Genomic DNA, 23,868 nt, shown 5'->3' with positions numbered 1-23,868 from the left:
TGAGGTACAAGGGGTCAATTTACCAGACGCTATATGATAGCTCTGGTCCATGGCAGAACAGAATATCCGGTTGCGCATCCTGTCCCATCTGATCGCCGCTGCGGCTGGTGCGGCGCTGACCTTAATCCTCGTCGACCAGCAGTCCGCGCATCAGACGGTCGAAAGCAGACAAGCCGTCGAGGAACCCAAGCCGGTCGTCCAGGTGCCGAAAATTCCGGTCATTCCGACCCCGCCGCCTCCGCTTGGCCGTGCAGAATTGCTGGCGGCGGCCGCCGCCGCGACGGATGCCGTGGCGAGCGGCGCCGCCCTGCCGCAGTCCAACGCGGCGCTCGTAGGAAGATCGTTCATCCTCCGCATGCCGTTCGGATGCGGAGGGGAGATGAGCGATGAGGAGAAGAAGGAACGATGGGCGGGATGGACATTCAACCCCAAGAGCCGTGCACTAAAGCTGACAGCCCGAGCGTCCGATTTCGCGGGAGCAGAGTGGGTAAAGCAGCTCGCGGGTGAAATGACCTTTGATGCGGTCGAAGGCTTCTGGATAGGGCGCCCGTGGACAAGCGCGGATCGATGTGGGGCGGGCGACAACACATCGTCCGATATTGTTCTGAGCGAACCAAGCCAGCGGCTGGCGATCGCCCAATTCTACTCCCCGGAAGGATCACGCACCTTACGGCGAGGCGATCGCCCCTATTCCTCCACGGTGAAACTGGACGAGGGCCAATCCCCCTCCCCCGCCGGTTATCAGATTCAGCTGGAAGGCAAGCTCTCCGGCTTCCCCGACGGGCAGCCGGTCCATTGCGTGCAGCAGGATTCAGCCGTCGCGCCCCGCTGCCTCATCGCGGTGCAGTTCGAGCGGGTCGCCTTCTTCACCCCCGGTCAGGACAATGCGATCGTCGAGTGGCGTTAAGTGTAGACGTGACGTGCCATCAACCTGCTGGGCTGAGGCGCGCCTACCCGGCAGCCGTCAACCCGCCTTGGCGCTCTGCGCCAGAACCTGAGCGGATGGCTTGTTGGCTGCGTCCACCGTACCGTCCGCGATCATCGCCTTCGACATGGTCGCTGCTTCAGCCTTGAGCGCGGCATCCTCGCTGGTCTGGCTCGCGCCGATGAGCGCGGCGAGCAGAAGGTTGCGGTTTACCGCATTGGCCTGCTCTGCGACAGCCTTGCGGGCGAGGGGGACCGCTTCGGCATAGAGCGGGGCGGCTCCTGCCTTGTCCTGCTTGCTCAGTTTGAAATTGGCCGTTTGGATGAGGATACCGGTCAGCACGCCCCTGCTCTGCGCGTCGGTGGGCTTGGCCTGCACAACCTGCCGCCAGTAAGGCAGGCTCTCTTCATAGAGCGGCGCGACAGCGTCCAGTTTCTGAAGGGCGGCATTAGCCGCCGCCGCTGCGTAGAGCGCATTGGCGAGGAAATTGACATTTTCGATCTTGCCGGGCTGGGTCTTGACCGCATCACGGATCGCCGGAAGCGCCGCCTCATATTTCCCAAGAGCGGTCGCATTGTCGCCCTTTTGCTGCGCCTGCTGGCCTGCGGTGAAGTCCGTAACCGCCTTGTTGAAGGCAGCAATCTGCGCTTGGCTGAGCGCGGGCGCGGGGTTCGCAGCCGGGGTTGCGGCAGGAGCTTGCGCGGCGGGGGCGGTTTCCTGGGCGGCGGCCGGCAAAGCGGCGGAAAGGAAGACGGTGGTAAGGAAAGCCTTATGCATTGTTCTTCTCCAGGTGGGTAGGCCGTTCACGGGTGTCAACTCCGACATGCGACCACGGTTGCTTCAAGAAATTTCAGGTCGCCAACAGGGTGATCGGCTCCGAAGGCGGGAAAATGGCGTCGATGATCTTCGAGGCCAGAGCGTCCAGATGATAGGGTTTTGGCAAGACTGGTCCAAACTGCCGCAGGTCGTCGGGGAGCTTTTGGCCTTCCAATCCGCCGGACGTGACCAGTATTCGAGTGCCGGGCCATCGACTGCTGACCTGCCGCGCCAGATCGAACCCATCCTGCTGGCCCGGCATGTTCACGTCCGTGAACAACAGATCGACCAAGCCATCCAGCCGATGAAGGATGCCGAGCGCCTCTTCAACGTCCTGTGCTGCAAAGACGGTGAATTCCTGATCGATCAGGAATTCGCACACATTCATGCTGACCAGAGCCTCGTCTTCGACGACGAGGATGATAACGGGCCTTGGGAAGCGGGGCCTGCCCGTCAGTCCTGCCATTGCAAACCCACCATCCGGCTTCATGCCATCCCTACAGATTTTGCGCAGCGTCTCATGAGTGCAATATCCCCCAACCCAGGCTCGGGAGGATGAGGTCTGAGATTGAGGCATAAGTGGCGGCACAAAATTCAGTGGTCTCATCATCGGGTCGGCTGGCCCAGGCATTCTTCTAACCTATCTAAGCACCCTGTGCAGCAAAGCGTTATTATAGCTTTTATATGCATGGACCGAACTGTAGGGACTGACTAAGCTTGGAAATGCCTCCTCCCCGCCGTTTATCACCAGATCAGTGTCCATGATCGACCGCCAACATCCAGGGGTGCCTTCGTCCATGGGGGCCGCGCCGCGCACGCTTGACTGGCGAGCGTTAATACTGGCGGCCGCTATCGTCCTTCCATCCTGGTTCGTCGCCATATATGCGCAGCCAGGGCTTGGGCGCGTCGCGGCGGCGTTATTCTTCGTCCTTGGGGTGGTAATCTGCGGTGCGCTGGGCGGGCTTGGCGCGGCGCTTTTGGCCGCGACAGCGGCATTCCTGCTCTATAATTTCTACCTGGTCGAGCCCGTCTTCAGTTTCCAGATCTCCACCGGCCGCGACATCATTCCCTTGCTCCTGTTCAGCCTGTGCGCCGTGGTCGCTGGCGTCCTCGCGGCCCGGCTCAAGGATCGGGCCAATGCGGCGAATTCCAGCAACCGACAACTAAGCAGTCTGCTCGCCATCAGCCAGTCCCTTCAGTCAGCAATGCGCGTGTCCGATATTGCCACGGCGCTCAATGAACATCTGTCCGAAGTTATCGGCACGACAGCAACGCTCTTCCTGGTCAGGGACGGCTCGTTCGACGCAGTCACGGATCGACCGGATGACAGCGGCGGACTTCAACTTGTCGAGCAGGCGGCCAGATTTCGCGATAGCCAGCGGGAAAATGGTCCCTACACGGTTTGTCGCCTCGACAGCAGTGCCGGTTTCGAGGGAGCCGTTCTTTTTAAGCATGACCCCTCACAGCCGCTTGAGAGCGCTTTCATGTCGGCGCTGGCCAATCTGATCGTCCTGGCGGTCGAACGCGCCGCTCTTTCAGAAAGCCATGCCGAACGCCGAGCGCAAGCCCGCACCGAAGAGCTCAAGACCGCGCTCCTCTCCTCTGTCAGCCACGACTTTCGAACGCCTCTGACCGCGATCAGCGCCTCCGCATCAAGCCTCATCGAATTTCGCGAGAAGCTGGAGCCTGCCGCAGCCGAGCGCCTGCTGCGGGGCATCGTAAATGAATGCGAGCGTCTGAACCGCTACACCTCCAATCTGCTGGAAATGAGCCGCTTGGAGGCAGGTCAGTCATTGGCTCGCAGGCAGACGTTGGGCGTTGCCGACACCATCGGCGCGGTAGTGCAAAGGATCCGTTCACGAGCCGGCTGCCGCGATATCGTGCGGCAGTTAAGCGGCGATGATCTTCTGGTCACCGTCGATGCAGCCATGTTCGAACTTGTGCTCGTGAACGTGCTCGACAACGCAATCATCTACAGCGAAGATGGAACGCGGATACAGGTCAATGTCGTCCGCGAGGGCGATTATTGCGTGATTGCCGTGGTGGACGAGGGCCAGGGCATACCGCCCGAAGATCTCGAGCGCGTGTTCACCCGCTTTTACCGCGTCTCCCGACCTCGCGCCTCACCACGGGGCAGCGGGCTCGGCCTTGCCATCGCCAAGGGATTCACAGAAGCGTTTGGAGGCAGGATCAAGGCTGACTCCCCCGGTCGGGGTGGCCGCGGCACCACCATCACCATCATGCTCCCCCTCGCCACAGAAAACGCAACCTCATGACCACCCCTCACATCCTTGTTGTCGATGACGAGCCCTCGCTGATCGACGTGCTGCAACCCGTTCTTGAAACAGCTGGCTACATCATTACCGTCGCGCAGGACGGGCGGGGCGCCATGTCCGCCATCGAATCCGTGGAATTCGACCTGATCTTGCTCGACCTCGGCCTGCCCGACATCGACGGCAAGACGCTCCTTCAGCGCATCCGGCTCGATCACGACGTGCCCATCATTGTCATTTCGGCGCGGCATCAGGAGGCGGAAAAGATCGCTGCTCTCGACGAGGGCGCGGACGATTATGTCAACAAGCCTTTCGAGATCGGCGAGCTGATGGCGCGGATGCGTGCGGCGGTCCGAAGGCATTCGCTGACCAAGGCAGAGGCATCGACCTATTGCGCCGGCGGGCTGGCAATCGATTTTCCCACACGTCGGGTGACGCTGTGGGGAGAACCGGTCAAGCTGTCGCCGAAGGAATATGATCTTCTCCAGACATTGGCGCGAAAGGCCGGACAGGTCGTGACCCATAAGCGATTGCTGGCAGCAGGCTGGGGAGCAGAGGCAACCGACACCCAATATCTGCGCGTCTACATCGGCCTCCTGCGCCAGAAGATCGAACAGGATCCTTCCGATCCCTGCCTCCTTCTTACCGAACCAGGTGTCGGATACCGCCTGATCGCGGCCAGTTGAAATGAGTCGCCTGATCGTCATTTACAATCGGGTCCAGCCGATGAGCCTTCAAGATGGTGGCGGCAGCCAAGGCGGGCTTTCTGTGGCGCTTGCAGCTGCGCTGCGAGAGGCTGGCGGGATTTCGTTCGGCTGGTCGGGCGAAATCACCGAGCATTTCACCGGGGGCATGCACTTCGAAAAGGCAAACGGTATCACGACGGCCACGGTCGATCTCGAACCCAAGGATGTGGAGGAATATTATAGCGGCTACGCCAATTGTACCTTGTGGCCGCTGTTCCACTACCGCCTGGATCTTGCCGACTACGACAAGGCGTTCGAGAAGGGCTATCAGCGGGTTAACGAGCGGTTTGCCGAAACCCTGATCCCCCTGATTGAAAGGGACGATCTTATATGGGTGAATGATTATCATCTCATTCCTCTTGGGAACCAGTTGCGTACAATGGGGCGGCGCAACCGGCTGGGGTTCTTCCTGCACATACCGTGGCCGCCGATGCGCCTGCTCCTTTCCTTGCCCAGCCACCGACAGTTGGTCGAACATCTGCTTGCATATGATGTCATCGGTTTCCAGGCGGAGGATTGGCTGGAGTCTTTCCTCGACTACCTGCGCGACCAATTTGGTTTGGCAAAAGATGAAAACGGCAGCGTCGCGTGGCATGGCCGGACAATTCGCCTGATCGTCTGCCCGGTGGGATTGGACGCAGAGAATTTTCAGACCATCAGCAGAAGCGAAACAGCGCAAGCAGTACACAGCAATATGGTCAAGAGCGCAGCCGGTCGGTCCATGATCGTCGGCGCGGACAGGCTCGATCATTCGAAGGGGGTGCAGGAGCGCTTTCGGGCCTACGAGCGTCTGCTTTCCACTCGCCCCGACCTTCGCGAAAAACTATTCCTCCTGCAGATTTCACCTCCTTCGCGCGATGAACTGGGTCACTACCAGGAAATACGATCGGGCCTCGAAGCGTTGTCGGGTCACATCAATGGGGCCTATGCCACTCCCCAATGGGTGCCGATACGCTATGTCAATCAAAGCTATGACCGCGCTACCATGGCAGGTATGTTCCGAGCCGCACGAATAGGCCTGGTCACGCCCCTCCGCGATGGCATGAACATCATTGCCAAGGAATATGTGGCCTCCCAGGACCCGGACGACCCCGGCGTTCTGATCCTGTCGCGCTTTGCGGGAGCCGCCGCGCAACTCACCGAGGCCCTGCTGGTCAATCCCTATAGCTGCGAAGAGGTTTCCGAAGCGATCATCCAGGCGCTGGCGATGCCCCTGCAGGAACGCCAGCGACGCTGGGGACAACTAAACGACGCCGTCTGGTCTCAGGATGCAGCCTGGTGGTGCAAAATGTTCATCACCTTCCTAAGCGCAGCGCCTGCAGCACTCCCCATCAGATCATGACCCGGCGGGGCCGGGAATGCTCGTTGCTCCTTTCACGGCCGTGACGGCATCTACGCCAGGGAAGGTGCCGACCAAATTTTCGAGGAAGGGATTTTCGGGCAGTCGCTGCCGCGCCATGCTAATCGCCGTCTGCACAAGGGCAGCGTACAGTTGGCGGCGGACGTGTACATCACCGGTTTGACAATCCAGTTCTGCAAAGGCTCCCGCCAGCCGCGCTTGAACCCGTCCTTGAGCAGAGCGCACAGCTTGCCTATCCCCCTGCTCATTCGCCGGGATGGTGCCGCCTGCCTCAGTGAAAGCAAGATGGATTTTTTCGCCACCGCTCAACAACATTTCTCCGCAGATCGCTCTTCGCTCATCATGGGCAGAATAGCAGAATAGTCACGAAAGCGTTTTTATGAGATTTCTATGAAAACGAACTTTGAACTTTACATCCCAGCGCCCGTGTAAGGAGCGTTACGAAGAAGCCTCGCGAGATGCGCTGCATTCGAAGCTGCCAGCTTCACTGTCGAAGATACCTTCTCAGGCACTTGCGCCAGTTTCTTGAAATCAGTTGAACCCATCGCTTCCCCAACCCAATAGGTGACCGCCGAAGCGGGGATCGTCCAACCGACATCGTTTAAAGCCTGATAAAGATGGGCACTGATGCCGTGCGCGCCGTCTTCATTGCCGACGATCGCGGCGACCGCGACCTTGCCGTAGCTGGGCATGCGCCCCTGATCGTCGGTCTCGCTCAGGAACGCGTCCATTCGCTCCAGCACCCGCTTGGCAAGGCTCGACATCTGCCCAAGCCATACCGGAGTGCCGAATATCAGGATGTCAGCCGCAAGGATGCGGCGGCGAAGTTCGGGCCATTCGTCCCCCGGCCCCTCATCTGACGTGACCCCCGGCTTGATATGATGGTCGGCGATCCGGATCACTTCGGCAAGATTAGCGCCATGTATCGAGAGGGCTTCTCCAAGCAGGCCAATCATTCGATCGGTCGACGAACTCTCTCCGCCAGAGCCGCTCTTGAGCGTGCAATTGAGGGCAACGGCTTTGAGCGGCATGGCCTGATCTCCTCGATCCAACTCCACCAACCCCCACGAGAATTGAAATGTTTCCTGCGATCATTCGCCGGACGGACGCACGCTAACATGGGTGAGCGGTACGGAACGTCAGGACCCAGCCGGCGTTGCCCAGACAAGCGATGGAATCGCCGTCGCCCGGAACTCTCGCAGCTAGGCATCACGAGATCAGGAGACCGTGCCATGTCCATTCACAAGATGATCGCGCTGCACCCCGACGTGAAAAACGCCAATGAAGAACTGGCGACGGCCGCACGCCATGCAATGTTCTGTTCCATCATGTGCGTTTCCTGCGCCGACGCCTGCTCGGCCGAGCAGATGGACATGCGTCAGTGTATCCGCAGCTGCCTCGACTGCGCTGACATATGCGAGGCGACCGCGAAGCTGGCCGTGAGGAGGAGTGCGCAGAATGTGGCCGTGCTGCGTTCCATGATCGAAACCTGTATCCGCGCCTGTGAATTGTGCGCAGAGGAATGCGCGCGGCATGAGCATGAACCTTGCCGCCTCTGCGCGGAGATGTGCCGCGAATGCGCCGAGGATTGCCGTAAGGCGCTGCCCACGATCCAGTGAGCATCCTTGAGACCGACCAACCAGTTACAGGAGACGCAACATGCCAGCAAAGTCGGCGGCTCAGCAGAAGGCGGCGGGAGCGGCCTTATCCGCCAAGCGCGGCGACACGCCCGAAGGCAAGCTCAAGGGCGCGTCCCGATCCATGGAGAAATCCATGACCGAAAAGCAGCTTGAGGAATTGGCCTCCACCAAGCGCAAGGGTAAGCCCGGGCACAAGCGCAAGGACGATTAAGGCGACTGGATCGGCATCGCCTCAGTCTGTCCTGATGATCGCGCGCGTGACATTCCCCATGAGCCGCATCCGGGTTGGGATCGGCACGCGCGTGGTTGCGATCATCACCGCGACGGCATAGCGATGACCTTCGGGCGAGACGAGAATCCCCACATCATTATAGCCTGTGGAGAGGTTGCCCAGTTCCTGCCCCGTCCCTGTCTTGTGCGCCAGCGTCCAGCCGTCGCGAAGCCCCGACCGAAGGCGAAGCGGGCCGGTCCTGCTCGCCCGCATCAGGCTGAGAAGATGTCGCGTTGAACCTGCGCTCAGCAGCTTCCCCTTCTTGAGCAGCATCAGACCCCTAGTGATGCCGTCGGCCGATGCTCCGTCATAGGGAGCGGCAAGATAGCGCTTCAGGGCTCGGTTGCGGGCGGCATAGGGCATGGCTGCGCGCGCTTTCAAAAAGCCCCAGCCGCCAGCCCATTCGGGTCGCCACTCCAGCCCTGCGGTCTTCGCCTGGAGCTTTCGCTCTCCCGGGCCGAAGCTGACATCGTCTACGCCCTTGCGCGCAAGCATGGCACGGATCGCCTTGGGACCGCCCACTTTCCAAAGCAGAACATCATTGCAGCTGTTGGCGCTCCGCGTCAGCGCCATTTTCAGCAGGTGGCCGATCGTCGTGCGATAGCCGGACTTCGTCACGAGGGGACGAATGGGCTGATGGAAGACGGTCAAGTCGGATCTCCTGACCGTCACGGGATCTGACAAGGACAATTTGCCGTGATCGACTGCATCCATGACCGCAATCGCGACCCACAATTTGCTGACGCTCTGTTGCGGGACTAGCCGGTCTCCGTTGAACGACACGGTCCAGCCTTCATCCATGTCGCGCACCGAAATGCCGACCTGCCCATCAAATGCTTCGCCCAGGCGCTGCACCGCGTTCAGAAGATTGGCGGGGGGCTGCGGACGCTCCGGTTCGGTTGGCTCTGCCGCCTTCGCAATATGTTTCACAGAAGCGGCATGAGCCGCGGATTCGAGGCGCCCTCCGGGCGCGCAGCTTATGAGCAAAGACAATAGCAAGGGAGCCGTGAAAAAGCGGCTTGGATGAGCGACCGGCAATGTAAACCCTCTTCGCGCAAGTTGGAGGAAGCGGGCTAAGCAAGCCCATCGATCCGAACGGATCGCCGCCGTTGCGATGATTTGTCCGCGGTGGCGCAGACGATCTGATAAACCCTGATGCTGGAGTTTTTCAATGGCTTGGCCTAAGATTGTTCCCGACGAGGCTCCTGTCCGATCATTATCCGCCGAGATCCGCATTCATTTGTCGAGGATAGCTCATGCCCAGAATTTTCCACGCAGCCGCTCCTTTGCTTTTCCTGACTGCATTCCCGGCCGTCGCATCGAGCGGTGGCCAATCGGTCGCAGCTTCGACCGTTGCCGCGCCAGAATTTTCGCCCGGGCAAATTCATGCTTATGCATCTGCCCTGCTGGAGATTCAGAAGATGAGGCAGGTCGTCTCCGCACGCGCGGCGAAACTGGAGCCGGGCAAGGCTGCCCTGCTCAATAGCGAGGCGAAGGCCGAAATGATCCGCATCGTGCAGAAACATGGGCTGGATTTGAAGAACTTCAACGCGATCAGCGCTAAGGTCGAGCAGCAGCGCAAGCTTCGGCATCAGGTAAAGCAACTCATGATGGAACAGCTTCTTTCCACCTGAACTGGCTTGGCTCCTTGAGCGGGTACTTCAACGGAATTTCGACAGTAGCGCAGCCCTGCCGTTACAATCGGATCAAAGCGCGCCAGTGACATACAAGGAGGTAATCATGGCCCGACCTTTTTTTCTCATGCTCTTGGCGGGAGCGGTGCCCATCCCCGGCCACACCGCAGAGCCGACGCGAGAAATTCCCGCTTTTTTCTCAGGCAATCAACTGTTCGAGATATGCTCCAATCCCAATTACGGCCAATGCTCCATGTACGTAGCTGGCGTCATTGACGGGATTTTTCTGGCGGACGGCGAGGGCGGCAGGCAGTCGCTGTGCCGTAGCGCAATCACCAACCAGGGTGCGGCGGAACTGGTGCTGAGCAAGCTGTCGGATGACACTGCCTTGCGTGCCCTCTCCGCCGCAGCCGCCGTTCGGGCAGCGGTCGCTGATCGACTATCCTGTCCGGTTGCCCCTATCCTCGCCAAACATTCCTGATCGCATCCCCCTCAACGGTTCAGCCACCATTGGCACGAATCCGCACCGGCACGGATTTGGCGGCGGGCGTCTTTGATAGCTTGTCGTGGTGGGAGAGCGGCACAAGCGGGTTCATCTCTGGATAATAGGCCGCGACACATCCGCGCGGCAGGGAAAAGGGCGTCACGGTCAGGCCGCCCACTTCCCGATGCACCCCGTCTTGCGCATCGCTGATCAGCGCGACTACCTGCCCTTCCGTCAGGCCCGCGCGGGTGATCTCTTCCGGGCTCATGAGCAGCACGTCGCGTGTGCCCTCAACGCCGCGCATGCGATCGGAATAGCCATATATGGTGGTGTTGAACTGGTCGTTGGATCGCAGCGTTATGAGCCGATATCGGCCCGGCGCGTCTTCAAAGCCGCAGCTCGAGAGCGTAGTGGGCACGGTGAATTCCGCCTTGCCCCTCTCAGTGTTCCAGATGCGCTCGCGAGCCTTGTTTCCGCGATAGAAGCCGCCGGGGGTGAACAGCCGATTGTTGAAATCGGTGAACTTGTCGGGATAGCTCGCCTCTATGAGGTCGCGCACCTTGCCATAGTCACCGACCCATTCATCCCATTGGACATGGGGGTTTTGAGGCAGCGTTTCCTTGGCGATGCCGGCGACGATGGCCAGTTCGGAAAGCAGATGCTCGCTTGCGGGCTTGCGCTTGCCAACCGAGCCATGGATGCAGGACAGGCTGTCCTCGATCGTCACGGTCTGCGGGCCGCTCGCCTGCATATCCTCTTCCGACCGGCCAAGGCAGGGCAGCAGATAGGCGATCTCTCCATTGATGAGATGGCTGCGGTTGAGTTTCGTGGCGATCTGGACGGTAAGGCGCATTGTCGGCCAGGCCGCCTCCATCCTCTCCCGTTCCGGAATGGCGCGCACGAAATTGCCGCCGAGGCTGACGAAAGCCTTTACCTTGCCCGCGATGATCCCTTCACAGGCTTCGACCGTGTTCATGCCCTTTTCCATCGGCGGGTCGAAATCGAACAGCCGCTTCAGCCGCTCATTGGGCACCAGTTCCGGCTTCTCCGAGATGCCGACGGTCCGCTGCCCCTGCACGTTGGAGTGGCCGCGCACCGGGGAGACGCCCGCCCCCTCCCGCCCAATATTACCGCGCATCAGGAGCAGGTTCACCAGCATGCCGATGGTCTGCGATCCATGCACATGCTGGGTGACGCCCATGCCGTAGATGCCGATGACCTTCTCCGCGTCACAATAGATGTCGGCCGCCGCCTCCAGATCCGCGCGGGACAGGCCTGACTCCTGCTCGATCTCTTCCCAGCCGGTGGCGTTGGCACAGGCGACGAACTCTTCGAAGCCATGACAATGCTGCTCGATAAAGGGCTTGTCGATCAGGTGGCGCTTGTCGCGCGCGAACAGGTCGGCGTCACGCGCCAGCACATGCTTGCACAAGCCCATGATGACGGCAATGTCTCCACCAGGACGGACCTGGAAATACAATTCGGAAATCTGCGTCCGCTTGCCGGTCAGCATTTGCGTCGGGCTCTGCGGATTGATGAAGCTGATCAGCCCCTCTTCCTGCACCGGATTAAAGGTGACGATGCGGCAGCCGCGCTTCACCGCCTCCTGCAGCGGATGGAGGAAGCGGGGGCTGTTGGAGCCGGTATTCTGCCCAAAGAAGAAAATCGCATCGCATTTCTCAAAATCGCTCAGCACGCAGGTGCCAACCGGCGAACCCGTTACCTTCTTGAGGCCGACAGAAGTGGTTTCGTGGCACATGTTGGAGCTATCGGGCAGATTATTATGCCCATAGAGACGGGCGAACAGGGCATAGAGATATGCGGTTTCCAGGCTGGCCCTGCCCGATGTGTAGAATATGGTGGATTTCGGATAGAGCGCGCGCAGCTCAGCGCCGATCTCGCGGAATGCTTCCGCCCAGCTGACCGGACAATAGCGGTCGCTCACCGGATCGTAGCGCATAGGATGAGTCAGCCGACCCTGCTGCTCAAGATCATGATCGCGCCATTCCTTGAGCTCCGATACGCTATGTTTTTCGAAAAAATCCGGCGTGCATCGGCGGCTTGTTAACTCCCACAAGGTCGCCTTCGCACCATTTTCGCAAAACTCGAAGGCGTGCGGATGGGCGGGCTTCGTCCAGGCGCAGGATACGCACATGAAACCGCCGGGCTTGTTCTGCCGCCGCAATGTTTCAAGAACTGCCGGAGAGTCCAATTCCTTCCCGAAGATGCGCGTGATGCCCTTGAGAGAGCCCCAGCCACCTGCCGGTCCATCATAATGCACCGTGTCGTCTTCGGGCTTGCTCATGATCCACTCTCCTGATGGTTAAGCCGGGACCGCGATCGCCTTCTGGCCCAGCAGACAATGCCCGTGGCTTCAGAAATATCCCGGCAGCGATTTATCCGCCCATCCATCCGCGGGTCAGATAATCCGACGACGACAGCGTCATCATCATGATCAGCCAGATGCCTGCCGCTAACATGGCCAACCGGGCGATCGCGCCTTCCTTGCGCATCTCCATGAAGAACCAGAGGATGAGTGCCGCCTTGGCGAAGGCGATGGCGTAACTGATCCAGGGCTTGGCGGCCCCAAGCGGCAGGTGCGCGGCAACCACGGTCGCGGCGAGCAGCAGCAGCAGCGCCGCCCAGACGAGCGCGAGCCGGATGAACGGCGTCCTCACGAAACCCCCGGCAGGTAGAGGGTGGGATAGAGAAGGACCCAGATGATATCGACAAGGTGCCAGTAGAGCGCGACATTGCCGATCAGCACGGCGTTTCGGTCTTCCCGCGCCGCGCGGCGGAACGCCGCAAGCCCGAGCAGCGTGATCCCGCCGATGACATGCAGCGCGTGCAGGCCCGTGCTCACGAAATAGAAGTTCATGAACAGCTGCTGCGTCCGGCTTTCGAAATGTGAGTTTGCAAGGCCCGGCACCAGCCCTTCGCGATATTCACCCAGATATTCGTAGCCCTTGATTCCCAGGAACAGCAGCGCGACCAGGATAGCGGCTGCCAATGCCAACCCTGCCAGCCGCGCTCCGCCGCTTCTCGCCGCCTCGACCGCGACAGCGGCCATCAGGCTGGAGGTCAGGAGGATCGCCGTGTTGGCGGTGCCGAGCCATAGCTTTAGATGCGCGGAGGAGGCGACATAGTCCGCCGGGTGGAGGAACCGCAGCGCCATGGCGGCCGCAAACAATCCGCCAAACAGCATCGCTTCGCTGGCCAGGAAGATGATCATGCCCAGCCGGTCCGCCTCATGCTGGCGCGCCATCTCATGAAAGGGTTCGTGCAGGGCGCGCTGGTCAGGCATTGGCGCGGCTCGCGGGATGTTCGAGCGGATAGTCATAGGGGCCACGCACGACCACCGGTTGCTGCGTGAAATTATGCTTGGGCGGTGGCGAGGATGTCGTCCACTCCAGGCCCGTCGCGCCCCAGGGATTGGCGGGCGCGCGCGCTCCCCTGCGCAGCGACCAGAGCAGGTAGAAGGCCGGCATGGCGTAGCCCACCGCCAGCAGCCCCGCGCCGGCCGAGGAAAAGACCTGAAGCAGCTGGAACTCGGGCGGATAGACATGATAGCGGCGCGGCATCCCCTCATATCCCAGCATGAATTGGGGGAAGAAGGTGAGGTTGAAGCCGACCAGGATGACGATCGCCGCGATCCGGGCGAGCATCTCATTATAGAGGCGCCCCGTGATCTTGGGCCACCAGTAATGGAGCGCGCCGAAAAAGGCCGTCACCGTGCCGCCGACCATGATGTAGTGGAAATGGGCGACGACGAAATAGGTGTCGTGGACATGCACGTCGATCGCCAGCATCGCCAGCATGAGGCCCGTCAGCCCGCCCGCGACGAACAGGCCGATGAAGCCCATCGCAAAGAGCAGCGGCGCGTCGATCATGATGTCGCCCTTGTAGAGGGTCGCGGTCCAATTATAGACCTTGATCGCGGACGGCACGGCGACGGCGATCGACAGGAAGGAAAAGACCGCGCTGGCATAGATGGACTGGCCCGACACGAACATGTGATGGCCCCACACCAGGAAGCCTATCACCGCTATGGCGATGGATGCGATGGCGACGAACCAATAGCCGAAGATACGCTTATGCGCCGCCGATGTGATCAGCTCGCTGATGACGCCCATCGCGGGCAGCACCATGATATAGACGGCAGGATGGCTGTAGAACCAGAAGAGATGCTGGAACAGCAGCGGATCGCCGCCAAGCGCCGGGTCGAACACACCGATGCCGAACAGTCGTTCCCCCGCGACCAGCAGCAGCGTGATCGCCAGCACGGGCGTCGCCAACACGAAGATGATCGACACGGCGTAATGGGACCAGATGAACAACGGCAGGCGGCTCCATGTCATGCCCGGCGCGCGCAGCTTGTGGATCGTGGCGATGAAATTGAGGCCGGTGAGGATCGTCGAAAAGCCGCTGATGAACACGGCGATGACCGTCGCCACCACCATGCCGTTGGCATACATAGTCGATAGCGGCGTGTAGAAGGTCCAGCCCGTATCCACGCCTCCGCCCAGCACCACGGCCAGGGTGATGAACCCCGCGATGATGTAGATATACCAGCTGAGCAAATTAAGCCGGGGAAAGGCCAAGTCCCGCGCCCCGATCATCAGCGGGATGACGAAATTGCCGATGGTGTTGGGGATGGACGGGATCAGGAAGAACCAGACCATGATGATCCCGTGCAGAGAAAAGGCGCGGTTATAGCCCTCATTGGTCATAAGGTCGCCCGCCGGCGTCAGCAGGTCGAGCCGGATCAGCGCCGCCGCGATGCCGCCGATCAGGAAGAAGAAGGTGATCGACGCGAGATAGAGGATGGCGATGCGCTTGTGGTCGGTCGTGAAGAACCAGGATCGCAAACTGTGCCCGGCGCGCAGATAACTGACATCCTCCACTTCCTCGTCAGGCTTGTAGATGTCGAGCGCTGCGTCACTCATCGCGATCCTCCTGCCGGCTGCCCGGCTTTCCCGCGCCAATATCTTTCAGATATGCGACCAGTGCGTTCACCTGCTCAGGCTGCAACACATTGCCATAGGTCGGCATGATCGGCCTGTATCCGCCCGCTACGTCCTTGTTTGGCAGCATGATGGAATCGTGCAGATATTGCTCGTCTGCGATCAGGGTGCGCCCATCCGCCAGGCCGACCGCACGTCCATAAAGCCCCTCCAGCGGCGGCGCGTGAACGGCGGATGCCGCACCGTGGCAGCCGCTGCATCCCGCAGAACGGAACAACCGCGCGCCTGTGGCAGCCAGCGTTTCGTCCTCGCCACCGTCGCGGTTGCGCGCGAGCCAGTCGGCATAATCCTGTGACCGCATGACGATTAGTCTTCCGCCCATGACACTGTGGTCGGTGCCGCAAAATTCAGCGCAGCGCAGCGCGTAGGCGCCCGGCTTGTCGGCGGTGAACCACATGGTCGTGTAGCGGCTGGGGAGCACATCCTGCTTGATGCGCAGCGCGGGCACATAGAGGCTGTGGATCACATCCTGCGAGATCATGACCAGTTTGACCGGCCGGCCCACGGGCACATGCAGGTCGTTGATTTCTTGCGCGCCTTCTCCATGCTGATATTTCCACATCCATTGCTTGGCGACGACATTGATCGTCATTGCCCCGGCCGGCGGCCGGCGGAGGTCAAAGAATAAGGCGGTCGCCCAGACGAAAAAGCCCAGCGTCAACAGGAAGGGGATGACCGACCAGCTGACCTCCATCCAGACATTGCCGCTGGAGGCATGTTCGCGATTGACGTCCCGGCCGGTGCGGTACCGGATCGCAAAGAAAGCCATCAGCACGAACACCGGCAGGGTCAGCAGCCAGACCATCACCCCGAAGGAGCCGATCAGCAGATCGACCTTTCCGGCATGCTCGGACGCCTGCACCGGCCAGAGGAAAAAGCGGTGGCTCATGCCGTCCGCTTCCTGAGCCGAAATATCAGCAGACCGATACCGGCGACGGTGATGCCGCCAGCGAGCCGCAATATCTTTTCGATGGCCGGCGTATAGCGGCCCGTCGCGGGATCATAATGGTAGCAGAGCAGCAGCAGCGCCTCGCCAAAGGAGGCCGACCGTTCCGATTGGGCGGTGCGTAATGCACGCTCCAGATCGGCCGGGCGCGGCGTCAGGCCATAGAGCCAGCCTGTCAGCCGACCGTCCGGCGAGATCACCGCCGTCGCCGCCGCATGCGCATACTGGCCGATGCGATCGTCCCAGGCATAATGATAGCCGATGGCGTCGGTGACGCTGCGGATCGCCTTACGCTCGCCGGTGAGGGCGTGGATGCCCGCGCGCTGTCCGATCCGGGCGAGATCGTCGCGCGCGGCCTGCGGCCCCTCCCGCGGGTCGATGCCGAAGGCGACAAGCGTGAAGTCGCCGCCGGGACGCAGCTTCTGCCCGACAATGGCCTGCGCCACGCCCGCCAGCGTCGCGCCGCATATGTTGGGGCAATGGTGCAGCACCGGCACCAGCAGCAAGGGCTTGCCTGCCGCCAGCGCGCGCAGGCTGGTGCGGCGGCCCTGCGCATCAAGGAACGGTGCATCGACGGGCACGCGCGCGCCCGGCCGCTCCTCGATCCGCGCCTCGCCAAAGGGATCAAAGCCGCTCTGCGCGAAGGCTGGACCGGTGGTCAGCAGCGCTAGGCAAAAGAAAAGAAGGCGCAGTATCATCGAGCGGCCTCGCGATGCGGCCGCGCAACCGTTTCCGGCAGCGACGCGGGTTCCAACTCTCCCCAGCCCCGCTCGATGATCCTTCTACGGGCGCGAGTAAGGGCGACGTTCTTCAGGTGCCTTTCCATCGCCGCATCATAACGGCGGCGCGCGGGCTGGGGCTCGGCCAGCAGATGGGGCAGCGGCGGAGATATAACCATAACCGGCGCAAGGTCGCGCGGCTGGTCGTCCTGCGTCCTCAGCCAGCGCAGCGTGCCCGCCGCGAAGGCCAGCCCAACCAGCATCAGCCCGAGAAAGCAGGCGATGCCCAGCATCACCTTGCCGGGCGAGGCATCGCGGGGTTCATAGCCGTGCTCGCGCTGCTGATCCGACGGGTGGTCGCCGCGCTGTACCTTGGTTTCGACATGGAGCTGGCGCGTCATGGCCGCGCCTCCCGTGGCAAGCGCGCCCTTATGCGATGCCGCAACGCCGTCGGCAGCAGCGCCGCCGCAATCAGGCCAAGGCCCACCGTGCTCGCGCAAAAGGCCAGCGCCGCCAACCCTCCCCTCCTCGGCAGCGCAACCCAGGCGAGTTGGAGGAGCGCTGACATCAGCACGGCGAGCGACAGCAGCGTCAGCCAACCCGCACTTTCCCGCGCCTTGGCGAAAAGCAGCACCAGCAGCGGCACGCCGCCCAACAAGCCAAAGCCCCAGGCGACCGCCTCCCATTCCGGACTCCAGCGCCGGGCATACCATTCCACATTGGGCGCAAGATTGCTCGACGAGATGACGAAGAAGGGCAGGAATAGGAAGTAGGCCGACAGCAGCAGGAGCGTGAGTAGTAACGCGCCCAGCACGCCAATCCGCCTTGGCACGCGCCCGCTGGCCAGTCGCAGGAGAAGGAGCGCGCAAAAAGCGATAGTCACCTCGCGCTGAAGGAATTCAAGGCCGAAGGCGGAGGAGGCAAAGCGCGGCTCTAGCGACATCAGCCAGTCGGCCGCGACCAGCGATGTGAGGACCGGCATCAGCACGACGCCCACGCCCGCCGTGACGGTCTGGCGCTGCCGCCTCCGCATCCGATGGCCGAGGCTCCATTGCGCCCCAAACTGCAGCAAGCTACGCAGAACAAAGGGGATCGGGCTAAGCCAGAACAGTTGAAAGTGATACAGCGACCGATCGCCGACCCAGGGATAAATCGCCGCCATGCCGATCAGCACGGGCAGCATCGAAAGGGCGGCCAACGGGGTCAGCAACGTCGCGGCCTCCGCACTCAAGCGCAGTTCGTCACCCCATGCGCCGGGAATAAGGCGCATCATCATCATGAGCAGCAACGCGCCCGACGGCACCGCCCCGAAGGCCACCGCTCCGCCCAGCCAGCCGGTCAGCACAGCCCGGGGCGACCAGAGCGAACTCACGAGCACAGCGCCGCAGATGAACGCCCCCGCCGCCAACATCAGCCGCTCGCGGGGCAGCATCCTAGCGGGCACGTCTGGCCTCCTGCTCCGCATCACGGAACGGTTGGGCCGTCTGAAGCACGCGAATATGCGCAGCAATGGCCCAGCGGTCGGCGGGCGGCACCCGGTCGGCGTAGCTGTACATGACGCCATAGCCGTTGGTGATGACGTCATAGAAATGCGACGCAGGCGCGGCGCGCAGCCGGGGCGACAAATAGCTTGGCGGATGCGGAAAGCCGCGCGTCGTGACATATCCGTTGCCCCGCCCGTCCTGCCCATGGCAAATGGCGCAATAAATGCCGTAGCGTTCTTCTCCCCGTTTGAGCAGCGCCAGTGTGATGGCGGCCGGGCGCCGGGCAGCGGCGGCGCGCAGCGGCTCATCAAGGGCTACCGCGCCATCCGGCGGTGCCTGCATCACCTTGCCGTCGGGGAAGAGGCTACTCTCCTCATAGGCATCGTAGCGCGGTTGCTGCACCATATTGTTGCAGCCCGCGAGCAACAGGATGCAAGGCAGCATGCGCATCATGAGCGGGCTCGTTCCAGCACGTCGATGATCGCCTGCGGATCGAGCGCGGCGAGGGCCTTGCCTGCCTCATCCCGGTCAAACTGCTCGTCGGCAAGGATGGCGAGATAGAAGCGGTCGTCGGCGGACAGATCGAAGCCGTCGGTGTCAAAGATCGGGTGATGCAAACGAGGCAGCCGATCGGCGATGAACATCGCGGCCAAGCAGGCCAGCACAGCGCCCAGCACCAGAAGCTCGAAGGTGATCATCATGAAGGCCGGCACAGCGACCAGTGGCCGACCCCCGATGCGCAGAGGGTAGTCCAGATTTGTGCCGACCTGCATCAGGAAGCCACCTGCCGCGCCGATGAGGCCGCCGATCAGCATGGCCGCGGGAACGCGGCGGTCACGAAAGTCGAGCGCTTCCTCTAGTCCCTTCACGGGGAATGGGGTGAAAGCGTCGATCTTGCGGAACCCCTGCCCCCGGATAGTGCGAACGGCCTCCACCAACCGCTCTGGCATATCGAAGGCGGCAAGCACCGCGAAGAGGCGCTGGCTTTCAGCCATCTACCGCCTCCTCGCGTACCTCGAAGGTGGAAATCACGGGCAGGAAGCGAACGAACAGCAGGAACAATGTCAGGAACAAGCCAATCGTGCCTGCGAACAGGCTCCAGTCCCAGAAGGTCGGATGGAAAAAGCCAGTCGAGCTTTCGAGCCAGTCACGATAGAGCGAGCTGACCAGTAGCATATAGCGCTCCATCCACATGCCGACAGTGACGCTGAGGCCGATGAGGAACAGGACGATCGGCTGCACTCGCCAGCGCCGCCACCATAGCAGTTGCAAGGGCAGGAAGTTGAAAAGGATCGCGCCCCAATAGCTCCAGGCATAAGGACCGCCAAAGCGGTCGAACAACGTCTCGGCTTCCTTACCCCCGGCATAGGCGGCCGTGAACATCTCGGCGGCATAGCCATAGGCCGTCATCATGCCGGTCGCCAGCAGCAGGCATCCCAGCATGTTGAGGTGGCGCGGCGTCACCAGCGTGTGAAGCCCCAGCATCCAGCGCAGCCACACCGTCAGCATCGACACCACGGCAAAACCCGAAAAGGCCGCGCCCAGCACAAAATATGGCGGAAACACCGTCGACACCCAGCCCGGCACCGGTCCGGCGGCGAACAGCAGCGATATTTCCGAGTGGACAGAGACGACCAGCGGCACAGCAATGGCGGCAGTCAGGCGATAGGCCTGTTGCCAGCGCGCCCAATGCGTTGCCTGCCCCCGCCAGCCGAGCGCCCCCAAGCCGAAAAAGATCTTCCAGCGCATCTTCCTCGCCCGGTCCCGCGCCGCCGCCAGATCGGGGATAATGCCGATATACCAGAACAGGAGGGACACGATCAGATAGGTGAGGACCGCGAAGAAATCCCAAGTCAACGGACTCTTGAACTGCGGCCAAACATTCATCGTGTTGAAATAGGGCGCCATCCAGTAGAAGAGCCACGGCCGCCCCAGATGCAGAATCGGATAGAGTCCAGCGCAGGTGACCGCGAACAGCGTCATGGCTTCGGCGAAGCGGTTCAAGGAATTGCGCCAGTCCTGCCCCATAAGCAGCAGCATCGCGGAAATCAGCGTCCCGGCATGGCCGATGCCCAGCCACCAGATGTAATTGGCGATGGGGAAGCCCCAGCCGACCGGAATATTGTTGCCCCAGATGCCGGGACCATGGCCGAACAGCCAGCCGACGGAAAGCAAGAACATCGCCAGCAGCGCCAGCGCGAAGCCGAAACATATCCACCACGCCCGCCGCGCCGGAAAGCGCGGGGGCAGGCGCAGGACGCGATCGGCGGCCTCTAGATCTTGGCTCACACCTTGCCCTCCCCGCGTCTGATCCGCGCCTGATAGGTGGTGCGCGGCCGGGTGTTGGTTTCGGGCAGCAGGTCGTAATCGCGCCCGCTTGCCTTACGGCGGCTGACCTGGCTGGTGCCGTCTGATACGTCGCCAAAGACGATGGCCTGCGTCGGGCAAGCCACCTGGCAGGCGGTCATCACCTCGCCATCACGGATCTCGCGATCTTCCTTCTTCGCGGTGATGCGCGCGGCACTGATACGCTGGATGCAATAGGTGCATTTTTCCATGACGCCGCGCCCGCGGACGGAAACCTCGGGATTGCGAGCGGCGCGCAGCTCGGGCGGGTCCTTGGCGGTCAGGTCGAACCAGTTGAAGCGTCGTACCTTGTAGGGACAATAGGCTGAACAGGTGCGCGTGCCGATGCAGCGATTATAGACTTGCAGGTTGAGCCCGTCGAGGCTGTGCACGGCAGCGTTGACCGGGCATCCCATCTCGCAGGGCGCGTCCTCGCAATGCATGCAGGGCACCGGCTGGAATGCATGCTGCGGATCGTCGGGCGAGCCTTCATAATAGCGGTCAATGCGTAGCCAGTGCATTTCGCGGCCTTTGGCGACCTGCTCCTTGCCGACCATCGGAATGTTGTTTTCCGCCACGCAGGCAACGACGCAGGCATTGCAGCCGATGCACAGGTCAAGATCGATCGCCATGCCCCAGGCCGGGCTGGAGCGCTGGGGCGGGTAGAAATTCGCTGGCGGCGGCTCGGGGGGCAAGACGTCGGAAAGCGTATCGAAGCGGATGAACTCGTCCCCCTGCATCGCGAAATGATGCTGGGTAGTGGCGACTTCCTCGCTGCCATCCATTTTTTCAAGTCGTATTCCCCCGCTCGCGCCGAGCAGCGGATAGGCATCAAACCCCACATCCTTCGCCACCGGCCCGCCGCTCCGCCGCCCGTGGCCGAGATGGACGAGCAGGGTACGCCGTTCCTGCCCCGGCAATATCCACACCGGCCCGGTGACGCTTTGGTCCCCTACCCACAGACGCACCCGGTCGCCCGAGGCCAGGCCCTGCTCCCGGGCCAGAGCGGGGCTGATGTGGACGGCATTGCCCCATGTGATCTTCGTCAGCGGCCTGGGCAGTTCCTGAAGCCAGGGGTTACTGGCGAAGCGGCCGTCCCAGACGGTGGGGTCGGGACGGATAAGCAGGGAAAGGTTGCCGCTGGGCCTGTTTTCGCCCGGAACAGGCGCGGCCTCCGGCAACGCGGCGGCGGCGGGCTGGCTGTTCGGGATAGTCCCGCTGACCAGCGCCTTTAACCAGCCGTCGTTGTCCAGCACATCGCGCCAGCTTTCCCGCACTATCTCCCGGTCCGAGCGGCTTCCTTCCATCAGCCCTTCCAGCAACGCATGGCGGGAACGGACATCGAGCCACGGCCGCACCAGCGGCTGCACCAGTATGGCGGACCCATCAGCGGCGCGCCCGTCGCTCCAGCTTTCGAGCAAATGGGGCATGGGGAGGTGCCAATTGGCAACGCCCGCGCTTTCATCTGCATGCAGCCCTGCGTGGATGCGCATCGGGACCCGCGCGAGCAGCGGCTTGAGATCGGGGGCGGTGTAGAGCGGATTGGTGTCGAGCAGGAAGAGTGTGTCCACGGTGTCGGCTCGGATCGCTTCGGCGAGCGACGCCATGTCCAACGGTTGCGGTCCGGGCGCTTTGGCGAAATGACTCCGCGTCACGCCGATATTGCCAAGATGCGCGTCTATGGCACGGGCGAGCGCATGGAGTGCGGGCGGTTGCTCCGATCCGGCCACGACAAGCCCCTGCCCCGCATTGCTCGCAAGCGCGGCGGCGGCTTCAGCCACCCACGCCCGCTCGGGCGAGGCCAACCCATGGACGGGGACCGCCCGCATACCGACTTCTGCCGCCAGCGCTTCGATGAGCATCCCTATGCGCCCGCTGCCCGCAACCAGCCGCCGGGTCGCCGTGACGCCCGTAATCGTCGGACTGGGTTCCGTTACAAATAGGCGTGCATCGCTGTTACCCGTTTGGAAAGCGCGCCGCCGTCCACCCCATCTGGTCGCATGCCAGACCTGAAGCGGCCCCGGGCCAAGGAGATCGGCATCGAAGCTGACGATCGTATGCGCCCGGTCGAGGTGAAGCTGTTCGCCGCTAGCGCCCGGGTCTCCCACAGGCGCATGCACATGCCACCGCGCCTCGGGCCAGCGGTCCATCAATTCCGCGATCTGCCGGCGCAGCGTTGGCGATCCGACTGGCCCAGTAACGAGATGAAAGCCCGCTCCGCCCTGCCCGTCCAACCGGCGGCGCAGTCCGGCAAGCGCCGCATCATAGCGCGCCCAGCTTGTCGGCTGCCCCTTATATTGGGGCGCTGCCGAGCGAGCGGGATCATAGAGGTCCAGCAATGCAGCCTGGACGAAGGGATCGGAAGCGCCACGGCTAGCGGCATGATCGCCATTGCCCTCCAGTTTGATGGGACGGCCCTCGCGCGTCTTGCCAATCACCGGCTGCGCCACGCCGTCCATCTCCACCGCCGTGGCATAATAGCGGGCGATGCCGGGTTCCTCGCCCTCGGGCTGCTCGACAAAGGGCAGCGCCTCCTCGTCCGGCCCGCGCTCGCAGCCGTCTAGACCAGCGAGCGCGATGGCGCCGCCCAGACATTTCAATATGTCGCGCCGTCGCCAGTCACCGGAACCCTGCGCCAGCGCGGGAAAGGCTGCGCCAATCTTTTCGCGAAAGCCGGGCTGGTCCACCAGTTCGTCGAGCGCGCGCCAGAAGCGCTTGCCAGTCAGCGACCGCAGCGCCGCCATGTCGGTGGCGCCGCTCATCGGTGGCATATCTCGCAATTGTCGAGCGTCTTGGGATCGATCCGATGCGCGCGCATCACCCGCTCGCCATAGGCGCGCCTGCGCTCCTCGCTCCAGCCGAGCGGCTCCATCCGCGTCACCAGTTCGGGCGGACGCAGATGCGGCGCGGGATCGCGGTGGCAATTGAGGCAGAATTGCATCTGGAAGGGCTTGGCCCGCCAGGTAAGAGGCATCCGGTCGATGCGCCCATGGCATTCGACGCAGGCGACGCCCCGGTCGATATGAATGCTATGGTCGAACTGGACATAATCGGGCAGTTGTGCCACCCGCTGCCAGTGGATGGGCTTGCCGGTGAGCAGACTTTTCCGAACGGGCTCCAGCACCCCCGCACCGGTCCACAATTGCGAATGGCAGGTCATGCAGGTGTGCGTGGGGGGCAGTCCGGCGCGCTGGCTCACC

26 protein-coding genes are annotated in these 23,868 nt (G+C 62.3%); 8 read left to right on the top strand and 18 right to left on the bottom strand.

Annotation, left to right across the window (positions count from 1 at the left end; all coding sequences use genetic code 11):
- Window positions 1-49: 49 nt before the first annotated feature.
- On the top strand, window positions 50-907 hold the full coding sequence (locus tag EGM87_RS02915; protein WP_137709928.1) for a hypothetical protein: 858 nt from the start codon (window positions 50-52) through the stop codon (window positions 905-907).
- 57 nt (window positions 908-964) lie between these two features.
- On the opposite strand, the gene EGM87_RS02910 is transcribed toward EGM87_RS02915, so the two are convergent.
- Both EGM87_RS02910 and EGM87_RS02905 read right to left on the bottom strand, forming a co-directional pair.
- A complete protein-coding gene (locus EGM87_RS02910; RefSeq protein WP_137709929.1) occupies window positions 965-1,702 on the bottom strand; it encodes a hypothetical protein in 738 nt (245 codons plus the stop codon).
- A gap of 73 nt (window positions 1,703-1,775) precedes the next feature.
- Window positions 1,776-2,231, bottom strand: coding sequence for a response regulator (locus EGM87_RS02905; RefSeq protein ID WP_253719126.1), 456 nt, complete (start codon window positions 2,229-2,231; stop codon window positions 1,776-1,778).
- Window positions 2,232-2,502: 271 nt separating this feature from the next.
- Between EGM87_RS02905 and EGM87_RS02900 the strand changes: the two genes are divergently transcribed.
- The 3 genes from EGM87_RS02900 to EGM87_RS02890 are packed head-to-tail and all read left to right on the top strand — an operon-like array spanning window position 2,503 to window position 6,102.
- Window positions 2,503-4,017 carry a sensor histidine kinase gene (locus EGM87_RS02900; RefSeq protein WP_137709930.1) on the top strand — a complete coding sequence of 505 codons (1,515 nt, stop codon included), beginning with the start codon at window positions 2,503-2,505 and terminating at the stop codon, window positions 4,015-4,017.
- Window positions 4,014-4,700, top strand: coding sequence for a response regulator transcription factor (locus EGM87_RS02895; RefSeq protein WP_137709931.1), 687 nt, complete (start codon window positions 4,014-4,016; stop codon window positions 4,698-4,700). The genes EGM87_RS02900 and EGM87_RS02895 overlap by 4 nt, the downstream gene beginning before the upstream one ends.
- A gap of 1 nt (window position 4,701) precedes the next feature.
- Window positions 4,702-6,102 (top strand): alpha,alpha-trehalose-phosphate synthase (UDP-forming), encoded by a 1,401-nt coding sequence (locus EGM87_RS02890; RefSeq protein WP_137709932.1) that lies wholly within the window; start codon window positions 4,702-4,704, stop codon window positions 6,100-6,102.
- On the opposite strand, the gene EGM87_RS02885 is transcribed toward EGM87_RS02890, so the two are convergent.
- Together EGM87_RS02885 and EGM87_RS02880 are read right to left on the bottom strand one after the other, a co-directional pair.
- Window positions 6,097-6,429 carry a hypothetical protein gene (locus EGM87_RS02885; RefSeq protein WP_253719125.1) on the bottom strand — a complete coding sequence of 111 codons (333 nt, stop codon included), beginning with the start codon at window positions 6,427-6,429 and terminating at the stop codon, window positions 6,097-6,099. The two genes, EGM87_RS02890 and EGM87_RS02885, sit on opposite strands and share 6 nt — an antisense overlap.
- A gap of 101 nt (window positions 6,430-6,530) precedes the next feature.
- Window positions 6,531-7,151 (bottom strand): flavodoxin family protein, encoded by a 621-nt coding sequence (locus tag EGM87_RS02880; protein WP_137709934.1) that lies wholly within the window; start codon window positions 7,149-7,151, stop codon window positions 6,531-6,533.
- Between the two features lie 201 nt (window positions 7,152-7,352).
- On the opposite strand from EGM87_RS02880, the gene EGM87_RS02875 reads away from it, so the two are divergent.
- On the top strand, window positions 7,353-7,739 hold the full coding sequence (locus EGM87_RS02875) for a four-helix bundle copper-binding protein (RefSeq protein WP_137709935.1): 387 nt from the start codon (window positions 7,353-7,355) through the stop codon (window positions 7,737-7,739).
- A 40-nt stretch (window positions 7,740-7,779) separates the two neighbouring features.
- Window positions 7,780-7,971, top strand: a complete 192-nt coding sequence (locus EGM87_RS02870; RefSeq protein WP_137709936.1) for a DUF3008 family protein — start codon at window positions 7,780-7,782, stop codon at window positions 7,969-7,971.
- Window positions 7,972-7,992: 21 nt separating this feature from the next.
- Here EGM87_RS02870 and EGM87_RS02865 read toward each other — a convergent pair whose 3' ends face one another.
- Window positions 7,993-9,267: a serine hydrolase gene (locus EGM87_RS02865; RefSeq protein ID WP_137709937.1), complete on the bottom strand. Its 1,275-nt coding sequence runs from the start codon at window positions 9,265-9,267 to the stop codon at window positions 7,993-7,995.
- 20 nt (window positions 9,268-9,287) lie between these two features.
- On the opposite strand from EGM87_RS02865, the gene EGM87_RS02860 reads away from it, so the two are divergent.
- Window positions 9,288-9,665: a DUF4168 domain-containing protein gene (locus tag EGM87_RS02860; RefSeq protein ID WP_137709938.1), complete on the top strand. Its 378-nt coding sequence runs from the start codon at window positions 9,288-9,290 to the stop codon at window positions 9,663-9,665.
- A 106-nt stretch (window positions 9,666-9,771) separates the two neighbouring features.
- On the top strand, window positions 9,772-10,146 hold the full coding sequence (locus tag EGM87_RS02855; protein WP_137709939.1) for a Rap1a/Tai family immunity protein: 375 nt from the start codon (window positions 9,772-9,774) through the stop codon (window positions 10,144-10,146).
- A gap of 19 nt (window positions 10,147-10,165) precedes the next feature.
- On the opposite strand, the gene EGM87_RS02850 is transcribed toward EGM87_RS02855, so the two are convergent.
- From EGM87_RS02850 to EGM87_RS02790, 13 genes are all read right to left on the bottom strand, one after another.
- Window positions 10,166-12,454, bottom strand: a complete 2,289-nt coding sequence (locus EGM87_RS02850; RefSeq protein ID WP_137709940.1) for an FdhF/YdeP family oxidoreductase — start codon at window positions 12,452-12,454, stop codon at window positions 10,166-10,168.
- A 91-nt stretch (window positions 12,455-12,545) separates the two neighbouring features.
- The gene (locus EGM87_RS02845) at window positions 12,546-12,827 is read right to left on the bottom strand and encodes a cytochrome C oxidase subunit IV family protein (protein WP_171010038.1); all 282 of its coding nucleotides are present in this window, start codon (window positions 12,825-12,827) and stop codon (window positions 12,546-12,548) included.
- Complete coding sequence (locus tag EGM87_RS02840; protein ID WP_137709942.1) at window positions 12,824-13,453, bottom strand: cytochrome c oxidase subunit 3; 630 nt, start codon at window positions 13,451-13,453, stop codon at window positions 12,824-12,826. Before EGM87_RS02840 ends, EGM87_RS02845 begins: the two co-directional genes overlap by 4 nt.
- Window positions 13,446-15,095, bottom strand: a complete 1,650-nt coding sequence (locus tag EGM87_RS02835) for a cytochrome c oxidase subunit I (RefSeq protein ID WP_137709943.1) — start codon at window positions 15,093-15,095, stop codon at window positions 13,446-13,448. The genes EGM87_RS02840 and EGM87_RS02835 overlap by 8 nt, the downstream gene beginning before the upstream one ends.
- Complete coding sequence (gene coxB, locus EGM87_RS02830; RefSeq protein WP_137709944.1) at window positions 15,088-16,062, bottom strand: cytochrome c oxidase subunit II; 975 nt, start codon at window positions 16,060-16,062, stop codon at window positions 15,088-15,090. The genes EGM87_RS02835 and coxB overlap by 8 nt, the downstream gene beginning before the upstream one ends.
- Window positions 16,059-16,817, bottom strand: coding sequence for an SCO family protein (locus tag EGM87_RS02825; RefSeq protein WP_137709945.1), 759 nt, complete (start codon window positions 16,815-16,817; stop codon window positions 16,059-16,061). Before EGM87_RS02825 ends, coxB begins: the two co-directional genes overlap by 4 nt.
- Window positions 16,814-17,239: a hypothetical protein gene (locus EGM87_RS02820; RefSeq protein ID WP_137709946.1), complete on the bottom strand. Its 426-nt coding sequence runs from the start codon at window positions 17,237-17,239 to the stop codon at window positions 16,814-16,816. Before EGM87_RS02820 ends, EGM87_RS02825 begins: the two co-directional genes overlap by 4 nt.
- Window positions 17,236-18,282, bottom strand: a complete 1,047-nt coding sequence (locus tag EGM87_RS02815; protein ID WP_137709947.1) for a hypothetical protein — start codon at window positions 18,280-18,282, stop codon at window positions 17,236-17,238. The genes EGM87_RS02820 and EGM87_RS02815 overlap by 4 nt, the downstream gene beginning before the upstream one ends.
- Window positions 18,272-18,775, bottom strand: a complete 504-nt coding sequence (locus tag EGM87_RS02810) for a c-type cytochrome (RefSeq protein ID WP_137709948.1) — start codon at window positions 18,773-18,775, stop codon at window positions 18,272-18,274. The genes EGM87_RS02815 and EGM87_RS02810 overlap by 11 nt, the downstream gene beginning before the upstream one ends.
- Window positions 18,772-19,317: a DUF3341 domain-containing protein gene (locus EGM87_RS02805; protein WP_137709949.1), complete on the bottom strand. Its 546-nt coding sequence runs from the start codon at window positions 19,315-19,317 to the stop codon at window positions 18,772-18,774. Before EGM87_RS02805 ends, EGM87_RS02810 begins: the two co-directional genes overlap by 4 nt.
- The gene (gene nrfD, locus EGM87_RS02800; RefSeq protein ID WP_216614573.1) at window positions 19,310-20,611 is read right to left on the bottom strand and encodes an NrfD/PsrC family molybdoenzyme membrane anchor subunit; all 1,302 of its coding nucleotides are present in this window, start codon (window positions 20,609-20,611) and stop codon (window positions 19,310-19,312) included. Before nrfD ends, EGM87_RS02805 begins: the two co-directional genes overlap by 8 nt.
- The gene (locus EGM87_RS02795) at window positions 20,608-23,430 is read right to left on the bottom strand and encodes a TAT-variant-translocated molybdopterin oxidoreductase (RefSeq protein ID WP_137709950.1); all 2,823 of its coding nucleotides are present in this window, start codon (window positions 23,428-23,430) and stop codon (window positions 20,608-20,610) included. The genes nrfD and EGM87_RS02795 overlap by 4 nt, the downstream gene beginning before the upstream one ends.
- Window positions 23,427-23,867 carry a cytochrome c3 family protein gene (locus tag EGM87_RS02790; protein ID WP_253719124.1) on the bottom strand — a complete coding sequence of 147 codons (441 nt, stop codon included), beginning with the start codon at window positions 23,865-23,867 and terminating at the stop codon, window positions 23,427-23,429. Before EGM87_RS02790 ends, EGM87_RS02795 begins: the two co-directional genes overlap by 4 nt.
- Window position 23,868: the final 1 nt, after the last annotated feature.

The sequence above is a fragment of the Sphingobium sp. RSMS genome, assembly GCF_005406185.4.
Taxonomy (GTDB): Bacteria; Pseudomonadota; Alphaproteobacteria; order Sphingomonadales; family Sphingomonadaceae; genus Sphingobium; species Sphingobium fuliginis.
The sequence above is the reverse complement of the archived record's forward strand: the minus strand, read 5'-3'. Positions and strand labels throughout refer to the sequence as shown.

Bases quoted from the DNA above. Each gene is read 5' to 3' on its own strand.
- EGM87_RS02825 (WP_137709945.1), bottom strand. From the start codon at position 16,817: ATGATACTGCGCCTTCTTTTCTTTTGCCTAGCGCTGCTGACCACCGGT.
- EGM87_RS02835 (WP_137709943.1), bottom strand. From the start codon at position 15,095: ATGAGTGACGCAGCGCTCGACATCTACAAGCCTGACGAGGAAGTGGAG.
- EGM87_RS02905 (WP_253719126.1), bottom strand. From the start codon at position 2,231: ATGAAGCCGGATGGTGGGTTTGCAATGGCAGGACTGACGGGCAGGCCC.
- EGM87_RS02880 (WP_137709934.1), bottom strand. From the start codon at position 7,151: ATGCCGCTCAAAGCCGTTGCCCTCAATTGCACGCTCAAGAGCGGCTCT.
- EGM87_RS02840 (WP_137709942.1), bottom strand. From the start codon at position 13,453: ATGCCTGACCAGCGCGCCCTGCACGAACCCTTTCATGAGATGGCGCGC.
- coxB (WP_137709944.1), bottom strand. From the start codon at position 16,062: ATGAGCCACCGCTTTTTCCTCTGGCCGGTGCAGGCGTCCGAGCATGCC.
- EGM87_RS02870 (WP_137709936.1), top strand. From the start codon at position 7,780: ATGCCAGCAAAGTCGGCGGCTCAGCAGAAGGCGGCGGGAGCGGCCTTA.
- EGM87_RS02820 (WP_137709946.1), bottom strand. From the start codon at position 17,239: ATGACGCGCCAGCTCCATGTCGAAACCAAGGTACAGCGCGGCGACCAC.
- EGM87_RS02795 (WP_137709950.1), bottom strand. From the start codon at position 23,430: ATGAGCGGCGCCACCGACATGGCGGCGCTGCGGTCGCTGACTGGCAAG.
- EGM87_RS02850 (WP_137709940.1), bottom strand. From the start codon at position 12,454: ATGAGCAAGCCCGAAGACGACACGGTGCATTATGATGGACCGGCAGGT.
- EGM87_RS02900 (WP_137709930.1), top strand. From the start codon at position 2,503: ATGATCGACCGCCAACATCCAGGGGTGCCTTCGTCCATGGGGGCCGCG.
- EGM87_RS02865 (WP_137709937.1), bottom strand. From the start codon at position 9,267: ATGCGGATCTCGGCGGATAATGATCGGACAGGAGCCTCGTCGGGAACA.
- EGM87_RS02910 (WP_137709929.1), bottom strand. From the start codon at position 1,702: ATGCATAAGGCTTTCCTTACCACCGTCTTCCTTTCCGCCGCTTTGCCG.
- EGM87_RS02890 (WP_137709932.1), top strand. From the start codon at position 4,702: ATGAGTCGCCTGATCGTCATTTACAATCGGGTCCAGCCGATGAGCCTT.
- EGM87_RS02810 (WP_137709948.1), bottom strand. From the start codon at position 18,775: ATGATGCGCATGCTGCCTTGCATCCTGTTGCTCGCGGGCTGCAACAAT.
- EGM87_RS02805 (WP_137709949.1), bottom strand. From the start codon at position 19,317: ATGGCTGAAAGCCAGCGCCTCTTCGCGGTGCTTGCCGCCTTCGATATG.
- EGM87_RS02875 (WP_137709935.1), top strand. From the start codon at position 7,353: ATGTCCATTCACAAGATGATCGCGCTGCACCCCGACGTGAAAAACGCC.
- EGM87_RS02895 (WP_137709931.1), top strand. From the start codon at position 4,014: ATGACCACCCCTCACATCCTTGTTGTCGATGACGAGCCCTCGCTGATC.
- EGM87_RS02915 (WP_137709928.1), top strand. From the start codon at position 50: ATGGCAGAACAGAATATCCGGTTGCGCATCCTGTCCCATCTGATCGCC.
- EGM87_RS02855 (WP_137709939.1), top strand. From the start codon at position 9,772: ATGGCCCGACCTTTTTTTCTCATGCTCTTGGCGGGAGCGGTGCCCATC.
- EGM87_RS02860 (WP_137709938.1), top strand. From the start codon at position 9,288: ATGCCCAGAATTTTCCACGCAGCCGCTCCTTTGCTTTTCCTGACTGCA.